Annotated in this window: 13 protein-coding genes and 1 tRNA gene; 7 read left to right on the forward strand and 7 right to left on the reverse strand. The window is 34.5% G+C overall.

Features of this window, described 5'->3' with window-relative positions:
• Positions 1-88: 88 nt before the first annotated feature.
• Complete coding sequence (locus Bra60_RS04675; protein WP_078688770.1) at positions 89-526, reverse strand: MucR family transcriptional regulator; 438 nt, start codon at positions 524-526, stop codon at positions 89-91.
• A gap of 520 nt (positions 527-1,046) precedes the next feature.
• Here Bra60_RS04675 and Bra60_RS04680 point away from each other — a divergent pair.
• Positions 1,047-3,140, forward strand: a complete 2,094-nt coding sequence (locus tag Bra60_RS04680; RefSeq protein ID WP_078688771.1) for a S9 family peptidase — start codon at positions 1,047-1,049, stop codon at positions 3,138-3,140.
• An 81-nt stretch (positions 3,141-3,221) separates the two neighbouring features.
• Here Bra60_RS04680 and Bra60_RS04685 read toward each other — a convergent pair whose 3' ends face one another.
• Positions 3,222-3,824, reverse strand: coding sequence for a superoxide dismutase (locus tag Bra60_RS04685; RefSeq protein WP_078688772.1), 603 nt, complete (start codon positions 3,822-3,824; stop codon positions 3,222-3,224).
• A 2,249-nt stretch (positions 3,825-6,073) separates the two neighbouring features.
• Positions 6,074-7,228: an outer membrane protein gene (locus tag Bra60_RS04690; protein WP_153300963.1), complete on the reverse strand. Its 1,155-nt coding sequence runs from the start codon at positions 7,226-7,228 to the stop codon at positions 6,074-6,076.
• A gap of 392 nt (positions 7,229-7,620) precedes the next feature.
• Here Bra60_RS04690 and Bra60_RS04695 point away from each other — a divergent pair, with 392 nt between their 5' ends.
• Both Bra60_RS04695 and Bra60_RS04700 read left to right on the forward strand, forming a co-directional pair.
• On the forward strand, positions 7,621-8,415 hold the full coding sequence (locus tag Bra60_RS04695) for a DUF1499 domain-containing protein (protein WP_078688773.1): 795 nt from the start codon (positions 7,621-7,623) through the stop codon (positions 8,413-8,415).
• Positions 8,416-8,917: 502 nt separating this feature from the next.
• Positions 8,918-8,992 (forward strand) — tRNA-Gln (locus Bra60_RS04700).
• 604 nt (positions 8,993-9,596) lie between these two features.
• On the opposite strand, the gene ppdK is transcribed toward Bra60_RS04700, so the two are convergent.
• The 3 genes from ppdK to Bra60_RS04715 all read right to left on the reverse strand — a co-directional run bounded on the left by ppdK (position 9,597) and on the right by Bra60_RS04715 (position 13,699).
• Positions 9,597-12,269: a pyruvate, phosphate dikinase gene (gene ppdK, locus Bra60_RS04705; protein WP_078698114.1), complete on the reverse strand. Its 2,673-nt coding sequence runs from the start codon at positions 12,267-12,269 to the stop codon at positions 9,597-9,599.
• Between the two features lie 195 nt (positions 12,270-12,464).
• Complete coding sequence (locus Bra60_RS04710) at positions 12,465-13,115, reverse strand: DsbA family protein (protein ID WP_078689056.1); 651 nt, start codon at positions 13,113-13,115, stop codon at positions 12,465-12,467.
• 89 nt (positions 13,116-13,204) lie between these two features.
• On the reverse strand, positions 13,205-13,699 hold the full coding sequence (locus Bra60_RS04715; RefSeq protein ID WP_078688775.1) for a DUF721 domain-containing protein: 495 nt from the start codon (positions 13,697-13,699) through the stop codon (positions 13,205-13,207).
• Positions 13,700-13,900: 201 nt separating this feature from the next.
• Here Bra60_RS04715 and mutY point away from each other — a divergent pair, with 201 nt between their 5' ends.
• Positions 13,901-14,959 (forward strand): A/G-specific adenine glycosylase, encoded by a 1,059-nt coding sequence (mutY, locus tag Bra60_RS04720; protein ID WP_078698115.1) that lies wholly within the window; start codon positions 13,901-13,903, stop codon positions 14,957-14,959.
• A gap of 66 nt (positions 14,960-15,025) precedes the next feature.
• Here the strand turns inward: mutY and Bra60_RS04725 are convergent, their stop codons facing one another.
• The gene (locus Bra60_RS04725; RefSeq protein ID WP_078688777.1) at positions 15,026-16,159 is read right to left on the reverse strand and encodes a site-specific DNA-methyltransferase; all 1,134 of its coding nucleotides are present in this window, start codon (positions 16,157-16,159) and stop codon (positions 15,026-15,028) included.
• A gap of 295 nt (positions 16,160-16,454) precedes the next feature.
• Between Bra60_RS04725 and Bra60_RS04730 the strand changes: the two genes are divergently transcribed.
• From Bra60_RS04730 to Bra60_RS04740, 3 genes are all read left to right on the forward strand, one after another.
• The gene (locus tag Bra60_RS04730) at positions 16,455-17,150 is read left to right on the forward strand and encodes an HAD family hydrolase (RefSeq protein WP_035006995.1); all 696 of its coding nucleotides are present in this window, start codon (positions 16,455-16,457) and stop codon (positions 17,148-17,150) included.
• Between the two features lie 679 nt (positions 17,151-17,829).
• A complete protein-coding gene (locus tag Bra60_RS04735; RefSeq protein ID WP_078698116.1) occupies positions 17,830-19,113 on the forward strand; it encodes a M16 family metallopeptidase in 1,284 nt (427 codons plus the stop codon).
• 452 nt (positions 19,114-19,565) lie between these two features.
• Positions 19,566-22,448 (forward strand): EAL domain-containing protein, encoded by a 2,883-nt coding sequence (locus Bra60_RS04740; protein WP_078698117.1) that lies wholly within the window; start codon positions 19,566-19,568, stop codon positions 22,446-22,448.
• Positions 22,449-22,465 lie beyond the last annotated feature (17 nt).

The following is a 22,465-nucleotide window of genomic DNA, read 5'->3' on the forward strand; positions in this document are numbered from 1 at the left end:
CAAAAGTACGTTAATTCCTTATCACTAAAACGTTTTCTAAAAAACACTTCTAGATTTCAAATTAGATAATACCCTTGAAATAACGTAACTACTTGATTTTCTTTTTTTCGCTTTTACGTCCAAGTCCCATTTCTTTAGCCAAAGCTGAACGTGCTTTTGCATAATTAGGCGCAACCATGGGATAAGAGCTATCTAATTGCCATTTTTCACGATATTCCTCGGGCAACATCCCGTAATGCGTCATAAGATGACGCTTTAAAGATTTAAATTTCTTTCCATCTTCAAGGCAGATAAGATAATCAGGAAAGATTGAACGTTTTGGATTGACAGCTGGCCTTTGTTTTTCGACTTCAACTTCCGCTAATGTCATACTCCCCGCTTTTAGAAAAGCAGCATGAACATCAGCAATCAAACTTGGCACTTCCACCGGCCGTATTGAATTATTACTCACATAAGCAGCAACAATATCGGCAACCAACGTAATAACTAAGTTGCTTTCAGTCCCCAGGACTGGACGATGTTCCATTCTTATTTCCTTTAATTTTAACCGAGACATCATTGTATTTTCACTCGTAATAACGAGATTATACACATATAAGTTTCATATTGTACAAAAATCTTTTTTGTCAATTCAATTATTTTATAAAATTGCATTAACACAAAAAAATCAAATAAACTTCTCTTTGTTGTCATATTATATAATAAAGAAGTATAAACTTAGAACTAGAAATATCGAACGCAAATTTATAATATAAAAATAGCTTTTTATTTTAAACAATAACATTATACCTTATATTTAGTTCTATCAATTTTAATTTTGGTATCAAAAATTAGTTTTTCTTAATAAAAAAATAATTTAAGAAATTATTTTTAATTTCAATAATAAAAAACAAATGTCATGAATAAAAATATAGTACATAAATTGTAAACTCTATCTAAGTTATATTTTTACAAATAAATAATGGCCTATTAGGCATGGAATTTAATTACTTCAATAACTTTGATTTAACACATAGAAAATCTTCACTCCTTTTATAGGATTATGCATGACTCGTTCGTCTATACTCCCTCCAAAAGCACCCCAAATTATTCATAAAGAAATTCATCACGGTATTTACCGCGAAGATCCTTATCATTGGCTGCGTGCCTCAAACTGGCAAGATGTTTTAAAAAAAACCAGCTGTCTTGACAAAAATATCCGACACCATCTTGAAACAGAAAACGCCTATCAGGCAGATCAAATGGCTGATACAAAATCATTACAAGATTTACTTTTTTCAGAAATGAAAAGCCGTATTCAAGAAAATGACAGTTCTGTTCCTATAAAACATGGTCCTTTTTCCTATGGTTTTTCTTATGTGATCGGAGGCCAACAACCACATTATTTTCGTACACCAAGAAATGGTGGAGAAAAAGATGTTTACCTTAATGGTGATGTTTTGGCCAACGGTAAAGATTATTTTAAACTTGGTTCAGTCCAAATATCTCCTAATCATGCATATGCTGCATGGACTTACGATGATAAAGGTTCTGAATATTACACAGCTAAAATTCATAATTTTAAAGTACTACCTCACTATACTGACACAATCACTGACATATCTGAACAAATCGTGTGGGATGCAAATTCTGAAGGCTTTTTTTATACTAAAATGGATAAGAATCATCGCCCATCAGAGCTTTACTATCACCAATTAAATACCGATCAAGCTCAAGATAAGCTCATTTTTTGTGAAAATGATCCTGGCTTTTTTTTACATGTAAGCGGTTCTAAGCTGAATGACTTTATTTATATCAATATTCATGATCATGAAACATCAGAAATCTGGCTTATTCCTGCCAATGCTCCCTTCACATCTCCCCAATGTGTGCGAAAAAGAGAAAAAGGCATTGAATACTCACTCACAGAAGGAGATGATGTCTTTTACATTCTCACCAATCGAGATAATGCAAAAGACTTTAAAATTATGGTAGCACCATGTATATCACCGCAATCAGAACACTGGTCTGAGATTGTGCCACATCAACTTGGGCGTCTCATCCTATTCCATGACGCCTATCAAGAATTTCTCATTTGGCTTGAACAATTTGAAGGACTTCCTCGTATACAAATCATGGATCGTGCCACTAAACAAACGCACTCTATTGCCTTTACAGAGGAAGCTTATTCCTTAGATTTGCAAGGTGCAGCAGAATACAACAGCCAAACTATTCGATTTTCTTATTCATCTATGACAACTCCTAATCAGATTTTTGATTATGAAATAACAAGTCGCAAGAAAATCCTTTTAAAAACGCAAAAAATTCCTTCTGGGCATAATCAAGATAATTATATAATACAACGTATTATGGCAACTGCACATGATGGAGAAAAAATCCCTATCTCCCTTTTTTATCATAAAACCACCGATCTTAATGGTAAAGCGCCTTGCCTCCTTTACGGCTATGGTGCATATGGGATCTCTATTCCTGCAAATTTCAATAGCAATATACTTTCGCTAGTCAATAGAGGCTTTATTTATGCTATCGCCCATATTCGCGGAGGAAAAGAAAAAGGAACGGAATGGTACGAAAAAGGAAAACATTTCTTTAAAAAAAATACATTTAACGACTTTATTGCTTGTGGACGTCATCTCGTCAATCATAAATTCACTTCTCATGATCGGCTAATTGCCTATGGCGGCTCAGCAGGAGGAATGTTAATGGGTGCTATAGCCAATATAGCCCCACAAGATTTTGCTGGTATTATTGCAAACGTTCCTTTTGTTGATGTCCTCACAACAATGCTTGATGCTTCGTTGCCCCTAACCCCCCCAGAATGGCCAGAATGGGGTAATCCTCTTGAATCTGAAGAAGATTATAATCTTATTGCCTCCTATTCGCCCTATGATAATATCAAGGCTCAACAATATCCTCCTATTCTTGCTATTGCAGGATTAACAGACCCTCGTGTAACGTACTGGGAACCAGCAAAATGGGTAGCGAAATTACGTGATTTAAAAACAGATGATAATGCAGTTTTATTGCGTATCAATATGGATACAGGTCATGCCGGCGCAGCTGGGCGTTTTGCAAAATTAGAAGAAATTGCATATATATATGCATACATTCTAAAAATAGTAGGAAAAAACAACTGCTAACTTCAATATCTTACCCTGTAAAAGGCTTCAGAAATTATAAATTTGAAGCCTTTATTAATAATAATGGATTATACACTCCTCCTATAACCTATAGCTTTCATAAAGTTCTAAAACATAATCCCAATTAATTAAATGATCCACAAATGCCTCTAAATATTTTGGACGAGCGTTACGGTAATCAATATAATAGGAGTGCTCCCACACATCAACGCCTAAAATAGGTTGCGCATTATGAATTAAAGGATTCTCACCATTGGATGTTTTCATAATTTCTAATTTACCATCTTTAAGAGCAACCCACGCCCAACCAGACCCAAATTGAGCAACGCCAGCTGCCATAAAATCTGCACGGAATTTATCATAACCACCTAGATCAGACTCGATAGCTTTGGCTAATTTTGCAGGAAGCTTTTGTCCCCCTCCACCTTTTTTCATCCAATGCCAAAAATGGTTGTGATTATAATACTGAGCTGCGTTATTAAATAAACCAGGATTTTTTCCAAAGCTTTCTTTAATAAGATCTGTAAGATTCTTATTCCCTAAGCCTAAATCTTTTACAAAATTATTAGTGTTTGTCAGATAAGCAAGGTGGTGTTTATCATGATGATACTCAAGTGTCTCGCGTGACATATAAGGCGAAAGGTCATCATAATCATAAGGTAACTCAACTAATTCAAAAGTCATTTAAAAATCTCCTCGATTCTAATTATTAATCTCACTCCCAAATCTAATTTGATACTTATAATATTTTTTAAGAGCAAATATCGAATAATGTTTGATATCAATTGAATAATATACATTATAATAATTTTTTAAAGATATCTGATCACTCGTCAAAATACTACCTTGAATACAATCATATTCTGACAAATATTCCTAATTCACTCAGCGCCCAAAATATTAAATTACTTTTAAATGATAAAAAGAAGAATAGTTAACAGCTCTCAATCTTACGTTTTCGACCGTAAAATATTGTCTAACATCCCATGCAAATATTCTGTACCCGCCTTTACCAAAACTCTTCCTAGTGTGTTTTTATCATTGAACTCGGAATTACTTTATTACAGCATCCAAAATAGATTGCTAATGACTACTTTTAGGAATTAAAGTTTTCTTCTCTCTAAATCTTAATCATATCTCATAAGCTGAATCATAATGGATACCCTATTCATACTGATTCCAAATAGAACTAGAAGCAATAAATGTCTCACTTTTTTCTGTATTACTAGCCCACTTTATGAATATGAAAAATGAATTAATATACGTTGCACAACCGATGGAACTGCTCCTTTTTCTAAATTAAATAAGCGCTTCTCCTATAAAACTATCCTATTACCTTCATTATATCGAACTACAGATTAGCACAAAAAGATGAGGAAGCATTCTTAACTGGCTTAACTTCACATGAAATATAAGTACATACTGAAGACAATTCCCAAGCTAAGTTAAAATAATTTCTAGAATATCAGTGAATTCTATAAAATAAATTAAATCACAACGCCTTTTGAAAAAATTAAACAAAAAACCTATTCAATTTTCTTCACTATTAATAACTTAAATGTCTTCACTCAAAGAAAAATTAAATACAATTTTTCTAGATCACCAATTTCTGCAAATTATTCAAAAAGTTTTGACAATAACCATAAAGAAATATTGAATAAAATTTGGAATAAGACATTATTTATCTTCTGCTGCAATATTAAGACTTCCTGTTCACGAATTGGCATACGCATAATATTAGAAAATTCTAGAATAGATTCACCCAAAAAGTAATTTCTACCCTGCATTTCTAAAATAAAACGCTGTCATTTATGGCTCCAACGAATAATGTAGATAATTTCCATAACGAGCTAACAACTGAAAAAAAACAATCTGCGCTATAAACAAGCATAGATTGCAGATCTTTCAAGCCAATAAGACAAAAACTTCATCAGCAGAAATACACAAGACAATACTTAGTACACCTTCCTGTATGTACTAGGATTCATTAAATCAACGCAATAAAAACAGCAGTCTCATATCTGCCATTGTTGTACAAATCGGGTGCTCTTGTTCTCACTATAAATCCAAGAAAATAAAGAGATTATTGCTCATTTCTATCGTTTTTAAACCAATTTAAACAGATTTATCTTTTTATTTTGTCATTCATTACCACAGCTTTTGCTATCCTAGGTAAACCACCTTTAATATCGGTATAAAATGGGGTACCTTCCACTAAAAACTCTGCTACAACCCTCTCCTACCTGCTATTACCATAACTAAACCATAACAGTTTGCATCCTGAAACCAAATTGCATAAACTAAAATCTATTATTCTCTTTTGATAGTAAGCACAAAAAAATAACCCGATTTCCGCATCAATATATTCTTATCCCCCTATCACTTGAGAATATTTCAGATAATTACTGCAAGAATAGATCAAATCAAGAACAAAAATATAAGAAATAAAAAATCAAAGCTTCCAAACTCTTTATCTTTTTTTCTTATTCAAAGAGCTCATATCTCCACATCTAAAAATATAGATACACTTCTCATAAATCAGCTGAAATTTAATAAAAACTTACATTTTTAAAATCATTCTTGTATTTTTTTTATCTATAATAACAGTAAAAATACAAAAATTTCATTTTTTAAATTTATTTAAATTATGAAACACTCATTGTTAATATTTACAGATCCAGTTTTAAATTGAATATGTTAATCTACAAATAATATAAACAAATAGGATACAATAAGCTTTATTTATAAGCTTATTGTATCCTAAAAATTAACCATCCTACACTAGACAGACCTCTAAAACTGTCTATATCAGAATAGCAAATCTGTACATTATAACACTTTATTGCATTATATTTTTTATTATTAGAAACCTGATAAAGAGAGTTTCCATATCGCAAAAATATAACTTCTAAGTAGTTTTATGCTTCAACAAATTAAAATTTATAAGCTAAACCAATACGAAAATCATTAACCTTATTGCATTTTAGGTCTACTTTTTTGAATTTCTTTGCACCAAAATCTGAGTAACGATACTCTGCGCGTAGCAAAATACGATCAGTCATCGCAAAATCAAAACCACCACCAAGAGTATAACCAACCATTACTTCGGCACCATCGAGCGAACTCATAGGAACAGTGTTTTTACTTGCACCTATATTAACTGTTTTTGAAGAAATAAACTGAACCTTCGCATAAGCAATACCACCAGCAATATAAGGCATAACACGACCAGCCGACAAACCTAAACGCATCCGCGTAGCACCAAGCCATTTCCGTTTTAAAGTATGAGTATACACTTCAAAAGGCAATGGCAATATACCTGCAGAAGAAGCACTAGAGGAATCATCCCCTGTTTGTCCTCCATCATACACCACTGTTTTTCCCAAACTTGGATAAGTTACCGATGATGTTACTAATGGTTGCTCACCACCACTTCCGGGGACTCTGACTCGCAGTGCAGCAGCTCCATCATACACTACTGTTCTTCCCTCATTTGGATAAGTTAGCACCGTTCTTATAAGTGGACCTGCTCCTGTAGAGCTCACCACATGAGGGAGTGAGGGTATAGTAGTAGCCATGCGATGACCCCCACCGCTACTACTTACTATCTGCGAACCATCGCTGTTACGAATTACCATCATCCGATGTTCACTTGATCCTCGCCGTGTGGATTGCTGTATCGCTTGCCGTATTGAATCTTGTGACCGAACAAGATTTTCAAATTTTTCGTCAATAAAAACTTTTTCAGCCTTTTTATTAGAGAAAACAATGTCTGTATCAACGCCTAAAACAAAGCGATCACTATACTCAAAGTTCACACCTGCATAAAAACCACCCGTAATCCCAGAAACCTCAGATGAAAATACATCTTTAAAATTCCGCTCGTCAGTTTTATCAGTATTATTATGCAACAAAGACATAGAACTAGAAAAGCTGCCCACCTGTCCTCCAAGATAAAAACCACCCCAAGAATAAAAAGGAGAAGCAATTGATTTCAAACCTGAAGGAACTGCAGTATCGCTAGCCTGCGCTCCAAAAGGCAAATTCAAACTTAAAACAGAGACTGTTATTAAATATCTTATGTTCATATACACAAAACCTCAAATTTTATAAAACACGCTATGACATACTACTATTAGCTTTAAAAGTCCATAATGAAAATAACATGATTGCAAATATACTTCTTTTGTCTATAAAATATTTTGATCAAACATAAATTCCCTATTAAAATCAAAGTACTTTCATTGATTTTTTTACGAAGCCTAAGTACTCATTTATCTGGCAATTCATAAATAAGAGATGACTCTATTTAAAAACAAATCGATCATTATTCAGAAAAATAAATTAGCTTTAACTACTGAAAATGTATATCGCTTAAAGTGCTCTTGATTTCAAAAGTGAGTGCTTTATTTACCTATATCATTAAACATAAAATCTGAAGAAGATTTTGTTTAGAGTACTTTTTGGGGAAAAATGTTTCATGAAAAAGGAATATGTTTCGCTCACCTCAAGGGCAGCGGTCTGGTCTCCTCGTTTCAGTGGATTGGCATTTCTTATTTTATTATTCTCAACACTTTTACAACGCTATTCTATGCTTCGTATAAGTGATTTTATCGTTTTGATAATCCTTTCTGCTTGTTGTATTTTCCTCTCTCTTTTTCTTGCTATCAAAGCGCTCTATAGTTTATGGACATATGGTACCCAAGGTGGAATGAAAGCGCTGAAAGGTATCATTTTTTCGTTAATCACTGCCACACCGCTGATACTATCTACTGGATGGTGGTTTGCCTTGCCAGCTATTTATGACGTTTCTACTGATACACAGAAACCACCAGTTTTTTTCCGTACTCTACGTCCCAGTAATTCTTTTCCTTTCAAAAATGATTTGAGTAAACAAGCTAAAGTACAAATGTCACAATGGCCAGAAATGTCAGGACGTCGTTATGACGGCTCACCTGATCATATTCGTAAATCAGTTTTTAATGTCCTAGCAGCTCGTGGCTGGCCGGTACTGGCGCAACAAAATATCAAGAACGAAGATAACGAATTTTATATTGCAACAATAGCAAAAACTATTTGCCTAAATTTCGTTTCCGATATTGTAATTCGCTTAACAGATGAAGGGAATACAACTTTTGTTGATATGCGTGCCACTTCGCGTCATCTGCCAAGAGATTTTGGTACAAATGCTGCTTTCATCATCGCTTTTATGGACGCACTTGATACAGAAATAGCTTCTATTCCTTTTTCTTCAAACGATGAATTAAAATTATAAGATATGGCTAAATTTTCAAAGCAAATAATTATTTTTTATTATTTTGATATAAGAATAAGGAAAGATAGATAATTGGGATATTTTCTACAATTTTAAATTCATGTCGTGATAAATTATTTTATAAGCTTTACAATTGAATAATTTCTATAATTATAATTACCGCAATGGTGTTTTTATCGATTTTTACGATGTTTTAATTCTTGAAAAATACGATATTTTTTTGATTTGTATATGCTCGCAAACATAGATATCTATGAATTTTATACTATTAATAGATACTGGGTATTAAAATCATGACTGTAAGGAGAATGTGATATTTATAAATATACATCAAATTAGTTTTTTAGTGTCATTTTCTTAAAAGCTAGTAATATATTTTATGATATAATGACAGAATTAAGCTTTTATAAGCAGAAAAAGTGAGTACTTCTGCTTTCGCATATTGCGTACAGTTGTAAAAATCGTTATAAGGCGCGAACGCTAGCGTAATTATTTTATCTTTTGGGGTATAGCCAAGCGGTAAGGCACCGGTTTTTGGTACCGGCATTCCCTGGTTCGAATCCAGGTACCCCAGCCAATTTTTCCTAAAAATTTATATTTGAAAATTCAGATTTTGATTCTTTACAATTCGATTGCTGATTTCCGTTGCATTTTTTTACAACTTCTAGCTGATTGCATAATCATATACGATACAAATATAAATATAAAAACTAATCAATAAGATTATTGAAGACACCTAGTGCACTTTATTTAAATCATATGAACTTGCTGATAGCAAAGCTAATACCTTATAGTTTTATATGAAAAAAAGTTTATGATATTCAATCAAGAATTTAGAGTAAAGTTCGCCCCAGCAAATTTATAAAAGCTTATATCTATTCCAGACAAAATTATTGAAGGAAATAACACTATCACTCGAATACAAGGTCAAAAAGGGTGAAACTTATTTTTATAATAATTAGTTTGAGTAAATTTTAAATGGTATAAATTTATAGTCCTTCATGAGTTGTTTATAAAAAATCTGCTCGTTTTTAGAATGAAACCACTGCTTTAAATCGATCAAGTTACTATCAACAATATCGATAAAACATGGAAAATCAAAAGTGAATATAAACAATCGTAGTAAAAGAAACTTTATACAATAGAGACATGAGCTTTACTCAATAATCGATTGTATCACCTCAACTCAAAGTTTTTTTGACAATTGCTGACTGTGCTGCTGCTAAACGTGCAGCCGGTACCCGAAAAGGGGAGCATGAAATATAATCTAGATCATTTTCTTCACACAAGGCGATAGAATGAGGATCACCTCCATGTTCACCACAAATACCCAGTTTAATTTTCCCGCGCTGAGAACGCCCACGTTGTGAAGCAATAGCGATCAGCTCTCCTACCCCATCGTTATCAATCGATACAAAAGGATCTTTTTCCAAAAGTCCTTTTTGCAAATAAGTAGACAAAAACGGTGCGGCATCATCACGTGAAATACCAAAAGTAGTTTGCGTCAAATCATTTGTTCCAAATGAAAAAAATTCTGCAGTTTCTGCAATTTCACCCGCTCGAAGAGCAGCTCTTGGCAATTCAATCATTGTCCCAACTATGTATTGAATATTAACATTCTTTTCCTTCATCACTTCACCAGCGACATAATCAATACGCGCTTTAACAAAATCCAATTCAGACTTAAGAGCTACAAGTGGTACCATAATCTCAGGAATGACAGGAGATCCTGTCTTCTTAGCTGATTCTACTACTGCTTCAAAAACTGCTCGCGCTTGCATTTCAGCAATTTCAGGATAAGTAATGATTAAGCGACATCCTCGTAATCCAAGCATGGGATTAAATTCATGCAATTGGTGCACACGTTCTATAAGTAGTTCAGAAGAAACGCCCATTGCCGTTGCAACACTAAGAATTTCTGCATCTGTTTTTGGCAAAAACTCATGTAAAGGAGGATCTAAAAAACGGATAGTTACAGGTAAACCAGACATAATTTCAAACAATTCAGTAAAATCCGATCGTTGCATTGGCAAAAGCTTATCCAACGCTTTGCGACGTCCATCTTCATCATTACTTAAAATCATTTCACGCATAGCAACAATACGATCACCAGTAAAGAACATGTGCTCAGTACGACAAAGACCAATACCTTCAGCTCCAAAAGAACGCCCCATATTTGCATCAGTCACTGTTTCAGCGTTAGCGCGAACCTTCATTCGCCGCATTCCATCAGCCCATTCCATTAATTTAGCAAAATCTCCACAAAGTTCGGGCTGCAACATTGCAACCTTTCCTTTTAAAACTTCCCCTACGCCACCATCTATCGTAATAATATCGCCTTTTTGAAAGCTCTGACCTGAAGCAACCATTGTATTCGTTTTATAATCAATCCGCACACTGCTTGCACCAGAAACACAAGGTTTTCCCATACCACGAGCGACAACAGCAGCATGACTTGTCATTCCACCTCGTGCCGTTAAAATTCCTTCTGCAGCATGCATACCATGAAGATCTTCTGGACTTGTCTCTACACGAACTAAAATAACTTTTCGTCCTTCTATTGAGGCTCTTTCTGCTTCTTCAGAAGTAAAAACAATTTCACCAGTAGCCGCTCCCGGGGAAGCAGGTAAACCACGGGCTATAACACATCGCTTTGCTTTGGGATCAAGCATAGGATGTAAAAGCTGATCAAGTGATTTTGGTTCAATCCGCATTACCGCTTCTTCGCAACTTATCAATCCTTCCTCAACCATCTCAACGGCTATCTTTAAAGCTGCACGTGCCGTTCGTTTTCCTGAACGAGTCTGCAACATCCACAATTTACCCTTTTCAATTGTAAACTCTAGATCTTGCATATCTCGATAATGCTGTTCAAGCTTATACGCCATCTGACACAATTTTGAAAAAGCCTCTGGCATAATTTTTTCTAATGATGGCTTATTTGAACCAGCTGCAATACGAGCAACTTCGGTAATATTCTGAGGTGTACGAATACCTGCTACAACATCTTCCCCTTGTGCATTGACTAAAAACTCACCATAGAGTTCTTTTTTCCCTGTCGATGGATTACGTGTAAAAGCAACACCTGTTGCTGAATCTTCACCCATATTGCCAAACACCATAGCCTGCACATTAACTGCTGTTCCCCAACTTTCAGGAATATTATGTAAACGACGATAAGTAACTGCACGCGCTGTCATCCAACTTGAAAAAACCGCTCCAATTGCACCCCATAATTGTTTCTCAGGATCTTGTGGAAAGGGTTCTCCTAACTTTTCTTCAACACATGCTTTATAAAGAACAATAATATTTTTCCAATCAGCTGCTGTCATTTCTGTATCAACGCTATAACCATTACGTGCTTTTACGTCATCAAGAATCTCCTCAAAATGGGAATGATCTACCCCCAAAACAACATTAGAATACATTTGGATAAAACGACGATAACTATCATAAGCAAAGCACTCATTATCAGCTTGTACAGCAATTGCTTTTACAGTATCGTCATTCATACCAAGATTAAGCACTGTATCCATCATCCCTGGCATAGAAGCCCGAGCTCCTGAACGAACAGACAGCAAAAGCGGCATTTGTTTATGAGCAAATTCGCGTCCTGTCTGTTCTCCAACACGTCGGAGTGCTTGTCTAACATCCTCCTGCAACTCTTTTGGATATGTTCGATCATGAGTATAATAAAAGCTGCAAACTTCTGTTGTAAGAGTAAATCCAGGAGGGACAGGTAAACCAAGATTACTCATTTCTGCTAAGCTAGCCCCCTTACCACCAAGCAGATTACATTCGCTCGCACTTCCTTCTGCTTTACCATTACCAAAACTATAAACCCATTTTGCCATCGTACAAATCCGCTCAATTATCAGTATTACAATATTACTTGACCGAAGCTAATCATTAAAAATAGCCTTTCGATTTTAAAATTAACGAAGCCAAATAAAATACTGCCTTATAGTAAGGTATGAAAGCATTCTCCTCCAACAAGAAGACCAACAATCATAATTACCAATCTTCATCTTCGAAAACAATGTATGTTGTTAAAGAAAACTATCAATTACTGAAAAGAAATCCTCCGTTGACATAGCACCTTCATACTTTTTACCGTTAATAAAGAAGGTTGGCGTTGCTGTAACACCAAGCTCTTTTCCACGTTCAAAAGATGCATTCACTTCATTTAAAATAGATTGATTTTTTAAACATGCATTAAAGCTTTCATCGTTAAAACCGGCCATAAAGGCAATTTTTTTCAATGGCTCTAAAGCATCTGGTGCAACAGCCCACTCGGATTGTTTTTGAAACAAAACTTCTATCAAAGGAAAATAACGATCTTCTGGAGCACACCTAGCCAACATAAAACCCGCTGTCGCCCGAGGATCATAAGCAAAATCGCGAAAAATAAGTTTTACTTTACCTGTTTTGATGTATTTTTTACGAAGTTCAGGAAGTATAACATTGTAAAAATCAGCACAAAAAGCGCATGTAAGTGAAGCATATTCAATAATAGTCACAGGAGCATTATCTTCACCCTCAACTTTATCTTTAACTTTACCTGATTTAAGGAGCTCAACCATATCAACAGTTGCTACTGGCTTAGCTTTACTCACTAAAGTTGTTGTTGCACAGACCTGTGCAGTTATACCCCAAATAAAAATGACTACGAAAGATATGATGAAACGATAATTAATCATAGATAACACTTTTCTGTTTGACTTCAACAAATAAAAATTTAATACCTCTTCATTAAGGGAAAGAAATATAACACGCTTTTCCTTCTTTATTATTTTTTTTCCATAAAAATGCAACATCCAAGTTTATAAAGTGATTGATGTAAGCTTTTATCTTCAATCTCTTCAAGCATTTTTTTTAAGCGTCTTTGATTTTTTTCATCTGGAAATAATTCTACTTCCGCACAATCAGTGAAAACTGATATTTGCTTTTGTTCAACTTTAATTCGGTCAATAGCAATATATCCAAAGAAACTATTAATTCTTTGAATCAATTCATCTGTTTCATGCATTAACTTTAGCGTAGTAAATCCTTCACAGGCAACCACAAGTGTCCCCGGATGAAATGTATCATTTTGATCTGCACGATATTTCCAAATAATTTTTATTGGCATTGTATGTTCGCCAACATCCTGGCCTACAATCTGTGACCAATGTTCTATGAGCGCTATATTAAGTCCTGTCTTTTTGCGTAAAATCGGATCAAGCATTTCAGATACCATTTCAGAAAGAGAATAAAAATGGTATTTTTGTGTTTTTTTGCGCATTCCATCCTAGACTATTATTAAATCACAATCATTTTCTTTTCGACATTTAAAACCACTACTTTAAAAATTAATCACAAACACACCTTAAGAAACTCCATGTAATGAACTAGAATTTTTATCATTAATCATTAAAAACAAACTATAAATTGCAAAATATACGCTTTTTTTGTATTTTAGACTTGTTTATGATTAAAAACAACGATGTATGAAATTTCTTCACTTCTCCTTTCTTGGTATGATCAAAATTATCGCCATTTACCATGGCGTACGCCCCCTACAAAACAAATAAAAGGCATTTACCCTGATCCTTATCAAATTTGGTTATCTGAAATCATGCTCCAACAAACAACAGTTGAAGCTGTTAAACCTTACTTTAAAAAATTTCTAAAACTTTGGCCTGATCTCTTCTCTTTATCACAAGCATCACAAGATGATATCATGAAAGCATGGGCGGGTCTTGGTTATTATTCACGTGCACGCAATCTTAAAAATTGTGCTACTCAACTTGTTAAAAATCATAGAGGTAAATTTCCACAGTCAGTAGAAATATTACGCACTTTACCGGGTATTGGAGACTATACTGCAGCAGCTATTGCTGCAATTGCCTTTGGTCATCCTGTAGCTGTCGTTGATAGTAATGTCGAACGTGTTATAACACGCTTATTTGCCATTACTTCAATATTGCCTAAAGCAAAATCTGAAATTAAAGAAAAAACACTAGAAATTACAGATGTAAAACGTCCTGGTGATTTTGCTCAAGCTATGATGGATTTAGGTTCAACAATTTGCACGCCCCGTAAGCCGTCTTGCTTACTCTGCCCTCTTCAAAATTTGTGCACAGCAATGAAAATGCGGGCAGCAGAAGCTTTTCCAGTAAAAGCACCTAAAAAAGAACGCCCTTTAAAAACTGGTGCTGCTTTTGTAATACTCAATGAAAATAAACAAATTTACTTAGAAAAACGACAGCATACAAAATTACTCAACGGCATGACCCAAATTCCTAATAACATTGGAATAAATGAAGAAAATGGACTGCAAAATGCCCCTTGTTCGGCTAATTGGAAACTTAAGGGAGAAATTACGCATATTTTTACTCATTTTTCTTTAAAACTTAGCGTCTACTGTGCAGATAATATTCGCGGAATAAAACTTAAAAATGGTTGGTGGTGCGATATCCATCATCTTACCGAAGAAGCACTTCCTACCGTTATAAAAAAAGCCATTGCTATAGCTATTTCTTCTCCTTTTAAATTCAAATAACTTCTCCCTCTGCCAAATAAGAATTGACTACACTAATACTTTATCCACGATTAACATCAATGCAACTTATATAGTATTAGCTTTCAACATCTGTGAGCGTATCATCATTCTTAAACTATCTATCGATTTCAAGAGACCATTTTCTTCATAATACCAAAATGTCCAACCATTACAACTTTGCGAAGCCTGAGCCTTTCTTCCTATCATATGAATAGATCCTGCTTCACCATCATACATAATAGTTCCATCAGCTCTGACAAGAGCAGATACTTCTTTCTTCTTATCATAAAGGATACTTCCAGGATAAAGCAATCCTGCATCCAGCAAGCTAGAAAATGCTATGCGTGGTTCTGCCTTTTTTGTTTTTAAAATTTCTAATTCTGATTTAGCTAAAGGTTTAACTGCAGCAATTCTCTCGGAAGCTGCATCAATATAATGTTGCTCGCGTTCAATTCCTACAAAATCACGACCTAAAAGTTTGGCAACAGCACCTGTTGTTCCCGAACCAAAAAATGGATCAAGAATAACATCACCAGGTTTGCTAGAAGCCATAATGATACGGGCCAGTAAAGATTGAGGCTTTTGTGTTGGATGTAATTTACGTCCTATTTTATCTTTTAAGCGCTCAGCACCTGTACAGAGAGGAAACAACCAATCTGAACGCATTTGTCTATCTTCATTGGCAGCTTTTAAAGCATCATAATTAAATGTATATTTTTTATCTTTTTGATCTCGAACAGCCCAAATAAGCGTTTCGTGAGCATTTTGAAAGCGACGCCCTCGAAAATTCGGCATAGGATTATTTTTTCGCCAAATAATATCATTAAGCATCCAAAAACCCAAATCCTGTAATGCTGTACCAACTCGAAAAATATTATGGTAAGATCCAATAACCCAAATTGTCCCATTAGGTTTTAATACACGACGACATGCAAGCAACCATGCACGTGTAAAAGCATCATAAGCAGCAAAACTTTCAAACTGGTCCCATGCGTCATCAACTGCATCAACGCGTGAGTAATCTGGACGATACAAGACACTCTCTAATTGCAAATTATAAGGAGGATCTGCAAAAATTACATCAACAGAATGTTTAGGAAGTTTTTCTAGTACTGCAACACAATCTCCTTTAAAGATTTTATTACGCCACTGCGTCTGTGAAGAAGTACAAGCCTGATTTTGTAGCTGAACAATTGTCATAAAAAACTCAACAATACGAACGGAAATGATCTATAATTAAAATGATTAATTAATCTAATCGTCGTCTATCTTCACAAAATAGAGTAAACGTATCGTTAAGCTAATTTAAATTTATTTTATTCAATGCAAGAAAAATAATTTAATATTGATAAATCTTTATTTTACTCCTTTGTATTATATTGTTCATATTATCAAACTAATGAAAACAATCTTTCAAAATATATCTTTATAAAACGAAAGCCTTTCAATATCATTTTATGAAAATTCTTAAGCCCATTATAATAAGGAATATCTTATGCTACAAATTGATCTTATTATTTTTGATTGTGATGGAGTTTTAGTAGATTCCGAATATCTTGTAGCAAAAATTGGATCACAATTGCTTAAAGAAATCGGATATAAAATATCACCTGAAGAACTAAGCGAACGCTATTCAGGACTTATTTTTCAAGACATTCTAAAAAAAGTTGAACAAGAAATTAAAAAACCAATTTCTGCTAATTTCATAGATAGAATGGCACATCTGTTTCGCATACAAATGAAAACTGAATTACGTATTATTAATGGTGTCAAAGAGGTAATAGAAATTATTAAACCTCATTATCCGTATTGTATTTGCTCAAATGCAAGGAGTGCAGATATAAAAGATATGCTTAACACTGTTAAACTCTATCACTTTTTTGATAACAAAATATTTTCTGCACCCGAAGTTGGAACAAAAAAACCAAAACCTGCACCTGATGTCTTTCTCTTTGCAGCACAAGAATTACGTGTACAACCAGAAAATACTATTGTTGTAGAAGATTCTATTCATGGTGTACACGCTGCTACTTCTGCAGGAATGCGTGTTATCGGCTTTACTGGAGGCTCCCACAGTTATCTCGGCCACTCTAATGCTCTTATAGAAGCTGGCGCTGAAACGGTTATTACAAAACATGCGCATTTACCGGAAACCTTAGAAGCAATGAAAATATGGAAAGATTCACAATAATAAAAAGATATCTCCAACATATATTAGCTCATATACTCTCTCAGTAATTTTTGACTAAAAAATTTAAGAATTACTATTAAAAACTAGGATCTAGTCGCAAAATTTAAGAGCATCCTATCATCATAAAAGGGTAAAGTCATACAAACTAAAAAATGAAAACTATCAAAATAAAAGATAAATTGATACGAATAATTCATAGAGGAATTAATCATTGCAATCTTGAATTAAGCCGTTTCCCAAATAATAAAAAATGACTCAAAAATATTTTTCTCTATCCTTTAACAAAACAAATCATATTCACAAAACTACCTGATAATTGATAGCGTGTCTCAAGACAGCGGTTATCTCACTAATCTACATACAGAAATTGCACTCAAAATCGCTCATCACAATAAATAATCACATATCTTTCATGATGATTACTCTTACTACCGCTCACATTCCTCAATCATCTAATATTACGTTAGTCTTATTCATCTACCATGACTAATTTTTCTAGAAAATCTCATAAATTATGGAAGGCACTTTACAAATCATTGCTAATAATGGAAAAAATAGTAAGAGACTATTTTCTTTAAAATCGCGTGCATCTTATTATAGCTAGCTGCATTTATTTAAGGCAAAAACATTCCAATGCCGTTATATTGTGTATTTGGTTGATTAAATGGAGTAATAATACATGGGTGTAGATATCAGCCGCCTCAGTAATGGTTTGACTATCGCCACACGTAAAATGCCACAAATTGAAAGTGTAGCGCTTGGAATATGGGTTAAAGTTGGTTCACGTAACGAAACCTTTACACAACATGGCATTGCGCATCTACTTGAACATATGGCTTTCAAAGGAACAGAAAACCGTACAGCTTTTCAAATCGCAACTGATATTGAAGATGTTGGTGGAGAGATCAATGCTACCACAAGTATTGAAACAACTGCCTATTTTGCACGTGTTCTTAAAAAAGATATTTCCCTTGCTATTGATATTCTAGCCGATATTATGACATGTTCAAAATTTGACGAAGATGAATTAGAACATGAAAAACAAGTCGTTTTCCAAGAAATTGGCGCTACTTGTGATGTTCCTGATGATATCGTTTTTGACTATTTTACTGAAACCGCCTTTCGTCATCAATCTCTTGGTCGTTCTATTTTAGGAACACAGAAAACGGTTCAATCATTTACATCAGCTGATCTTCACAATTTTATGAAACAACAATATAGTGCAGACCGCATGATCGTAGTTGCTGCAGGATCTGTAGAACATGAAAGTTTTTTGCGCCAAGTGGAAAGTTGTCTTGGCACTTTCCAACCCCATTCAACAGCTCCTTTAGTTAATCTTGCTAATTATACCGGTGGTGACTTTCGCGAATATCGTGATCTAATGGATACGCAAGTTGTACTTGGTTTTGAAGGACGCCCATATCATGCGCATGATTTTTATGCGGCTCAGATTCTTTCAATCATTCTTGGAGGTGGTATGTCATCACGCTTATTCCAAGAAATAAGAGAAAAACGCGGATTATGCTATTCTATTTATGCTTTCCATTGGGGATTTTCAGATACTGGGCTCTTCGGTCTTCATGCTGCTACCGGACAAGAAGGATTAGAAACACTTCTACCCGTTACTCTTGATGAGCTCTGTAAAATAAGCAAAAATATTCATATAAATGAACTTCAACGAGCGCAGGCACAATATCGCGCTAATCTTACAATGTCACAAGAAAATCCATCTAGTCAAGCACATCTTATCGCTCGCCAAATGCTCCTTTATGGTAGACCAATTCCAATCCCTGAAATGACTGAATGTGTAGAACTTATTACCTTAGAACAACTCACTGATCTAGCTAAACATCTTTTTATCAATTCTAAGCCAACTTTAGCAGCTGTTGGACCTATTGAACCGCTCATGAATTTTGGCGATTTAGTATCAACTCTTTCACCTAATATGAACTCTCTTCTCTAAAAGAAATAAAGAATACACCTTCATAAATTAGATAAAATGATAATTTGATATGCACAAATTACTTTAAAACCCTATCCCCACATATCTTTAATGAAAATTATCACAAAAATTTTTCTTATTAGATTAAATAAGTTTTATCAAAAAAGCGAGCAAAACTGGCTAATGAATACTCCACATAGATAACTTAACCAACAAGAGTATATTGCGTAAAATCTAATAATAAATGGTTAAATAGCTGAATTTTTCCTTTTAAAAAGGACAAAATTCCGTTAATTTTGAGACTCATTAGTACGAGCAGATATCTGATCTATTTTTTGTATAAAATCTGTGTGATTTTTTCAAAAGAATAATGACAACCGCTCTTTATAAAAATAATAACTAATCAAGTGGAAGAATTTTCTCGAAAGTCTCGTTTGAAATTCAAGAGCTTCAAATACTGAGAGTGAGGCAGCGTGAAGAGTTTTGGTAAAATAATCAATACCGTTCTTGTCATAATCATTAGTCTTTTTGTATGCCTTTCATCAGTACAAGCAATCGAACCAATCAAAATTTCTCCTCAGGATATAGCTCTTGATTTATCCAAAGCTATTGAAATTCATCACACCAATAACCCTATCTTCCAAACCAGTACAGCACCAGGGCCAGATGGTATTATATGGCGTATTGAAGTACAAGCAAAAAGTGAAAATTTTTCTGGAAACTGGGCAGTATTTTCCCTTGCAAATCCAACAGATGAACAAATTGACCGTCTAATTGTTGTTCCCCATTATCGTATGGCTCATTCAGGTTTTCTTTGGCCGGATCTTGGATCAGTACGGATCCAATCTATAACTCCAAGTGCAGGTTTTTCTCTTGATCGTCAAACGAATGCAAATGCAGATATTTTTCGTATCACTCTTAATCCTAACACTGTAATTACATTTGTTGCAGAATTAAGCTCTAAAAATCTACCACAGATCTACTTATGGCAACCTGAAGCTTACAAAGATACCATTAATTCTTATACACTTTATCATGGCATTCTTCTTGGTATATCAGGACTTTTAGCGCTCCTATTAACTATTTTATTTGTCGTTCGTGGAACAAGTCTTTTCCCTGCAACAGCTGCTGTTGCTTGGGCTGTTCTTTTTTACATTGGTATTGATTTCAATTTTTGGAATAAACTCTTTGCAATTACACCAATAACAGAACCAATTTGGCGTGCTGGTACAGAAGTTGCACTTGCTGCAACACTCTTTACTTTTCTGTTTACTTATCTTTGCCTTAATCGTTGGCATTATCACTTTAGCTATGGTGCAATTATATGGATTATATCTTTCTGCGGACTAGGAGCATTTGCTATTTATGATCCTACTAGAGCAGCTGGAATTGCTCGCTTATCATTTGGACTTACAACCATACTTGGTATTATATTGATCAGCTATTTTTCAATCCGTAAATATGACCGTGCAATCATGCTTATTCCAACATGGTTGTTAATTAGCTTTTGGTCTCTTGAAGCTTATGCATGCATAATAGGATATTTAGATAATGATATTGTTCCACAAGCTCTAGCAGGAGGACTGGTGCTGATTGTTCTTCTTATCAGCTTTCTTGTCATGCAACAAACGTTTTCTAATGATGCTTTCCATGAGGGCATTTTTTCCGATCTCGAACGACAAGTTCTGGCAGCTAGAGGAGCTGGAAGTATTATTTGGGACTGGAATGTCGAGCGTGACCGGATTGTTGTTCACCCAGATATGACAAGCCTTTTTGGTAAGCACGCCCGCAAACTCAACGGTACTATGAACGACTGGATTTTAGCCTTGCATTATGATGATCGCGAACGCTTTCAGGCTGTTTTAAATATCATTCTTGAAAATAAAACAGGACGGATTGATCAGATTTTTCGGATCTCCTCCGGTGGTGGTCATTATCATTGGTTTTCTCTCCGTGCACGCCCAGCTATCCAAAAAGATGGAAAAATTACCCGTGTTATCGGAAGCATTCTCAATATTACCAATCACAAAAAAGCCGAAGAACGTTTACTACACGATGCAATTCATGACAGCTTAACCGGTCTTCCTAACCAACAAATTTTCCTCGATAGATTACAAAATTATAGCTCTTTAGCTAAAGCAAATATAAAAATTAAACCAACAATTTTTATGATTGATTTTGATAATTTTCGTCAAATTAATCATAAACTAGGTATAGCGGTTGGGGACACAGTCCTCTTGATAATTGCACGTCGTTTAAGCCGCCTTATTAACCTGCAAGACACCTTATCACGCCTTTCCGCAGATCGTTTTGCAATTATTTTACTCAGCGAAACAGAACCCCAAAAAATTGCAGTGTTCGCAAATCATCTGCTCAAAACAATTTCAGCACCCATTACTCTTGAAGAAAAAACTATAACGCTTTCCACATCCATTGGCCTGGCTACATGGAGTGATAACAAATCAACTGCTCAAAATATTTTCAATGACAGTGAACTAGCAATGATCCATGCAAAACAAATGGGTGGTAATCACATTGAACCTTTCCGCCCGAGTTTTCGTACTTTAGATCTCGAACATAACAATATCAACAAAGACATTCATCATGCTATCAAACGTAATGAAATAAAAATCCTCTATCACCCTATTCTTAATTTATCAGATGGAAACATTATTGGTTTTGAAACAATCGTAGAATGGCAACACCCCAATCATGGAAATTTAAATATCCACGATTTTATTAAAATCGTAGAAAGTGAACAACTCATTATGGATTTAGTACAATTCATCGTTGATCGCGCTCTCGTAGATCTTATAAATATACAAGAAAAATGTGCTAAACATCCTTTCTTTATCTCTATCAATTTGCCAAGTGCAGAAATGATTCATCCTGATTGTATACGTCAAATACGCTCTGCTCTTCTTCGCAATCCGGTTAGTAAAGGACGATTGATGATAGAAATATCTGAGCTTGTTTTAAGAAAAAATCCTGAACAATCAGCTCATTTTTTTGAAGAGATTAAAGCACTAGGAATGAATCTAGCATTAGATAATTTTGGAACAGGTTATTCATCACTTACATATCTTGTCCGTTATCCATTCGACATGGTTAAATTAGATCGTTCACTTATCTCTATCGATTCACATAAGAAAAAACTTGTACTTAAATCAATTATCAGAATGGCTACTGATCTTAATTTACAAATCATAGCAGAAGGCGTAGAAAATGAAAAAGAAGCTATTTTCTTACGACAAGAAGGTTGTAAGTATGTTCAAAGTACGACCGTCACTAAACCAATTGCTGTTGAAGAATTGATTGCTCTTGTTCAAAACCACTTCTCTCATACCTATAATTAAGAAATGTTACAAAATGA

It is taken from the genome of Bartonella sp. Raccoon60, assembly GCF_002022585.1.
Classification (GTDB): domain Bacteria; phylum Pseudomonadota; class Alphaproteobacteria; order Rhizobiales; family Rhizobiaceae; genus Bartonella; species Bartonella rochalimae.

Bases quoted from the DNA above. Each gene is read 5' to 3' on its own strand.
- Bra60_RS04675 (WP_078688770.1), bottom strand. From the start codon at position 526: ATGGAACATCGTCCAGTCCTGGGGACTGAAAGCAACTTAGTTATTACG.
- Bra60_RS04680 (WP_078688771.1), top strand. From the start codon at position 1,047: ATGACTCGTTCGTCTATACTCCCTCCAAAAGCACCCCAAATTATTCAT.
- Bra60_RS04685 (WP_078688772.1), bottom strand. From the start codon at position 3,824: ATGACTTTTGAATTAGTTGAGTTACCTTATGATTATGATGACCTTTCG.
- Bra60_RS04690 (WP_153300963.1), bottom strand. From the start codon at position 7,228: ATGAACATAAGATATTTAATAACAGTCTCTGTTTTAAGTTTGAATTTG.
- Bra60_RS04695 (WP_078688773.1), top strand. From the start codon at position 7,621: ATGAAAAAGGAATATGTTTCGCTCACCTCAAGGGCAGCGGTCTGGTCT.
- ppdK (WP_078698114.1), bottom strand. From the start codon at position 12,269: ATGGCAAAATGGGTTTATAGTTTTGGTAATGGTAAAGCAGAAGGAAGT.
- Bra60_RS04710 (WP_078689056.1), bottom strand. From the start codon at position 13,115: ATGATTAATTATCGTTTCATCATATCTTTCGTAGTCATTTTTATTTGG.
- Bra60_RS04715 (WP_078688775.1), bottom strand. From the start codon at position 13,699: ATGCGCAAAAAAACACAAAAATACCATTTTTATTCTCTTTCTGAAATG.
- mutY (WP_078698115.1), top strand. From the start codon at position 13,901: ATGTATGAAATTTCTTCACTTCTCCTTTCTTGGTATGATCAAAATTAT.
- Bra60_RS04725 (WP_078688777.1), bottom strand. From the start codon at position 16,159: ATGACAATTGTTCAGCTACAAAATCAGGCTTGTACTTCTTCACAGACG.
- Bra60_RS04730 (WP_035006995.1), top strand. From the start codon at position 16,455: ATGCTACAAATTGATCTTATTATTTTTGATTGTGATGGAGTTTTAGTA.
- Bra60_RS04735 (WP_078698116.1), top strand. From the start codon at position 17,830: ATGGGTGTAGATATCAGCCGCCTCAGTAATGGTTTGACTATCGCCACA.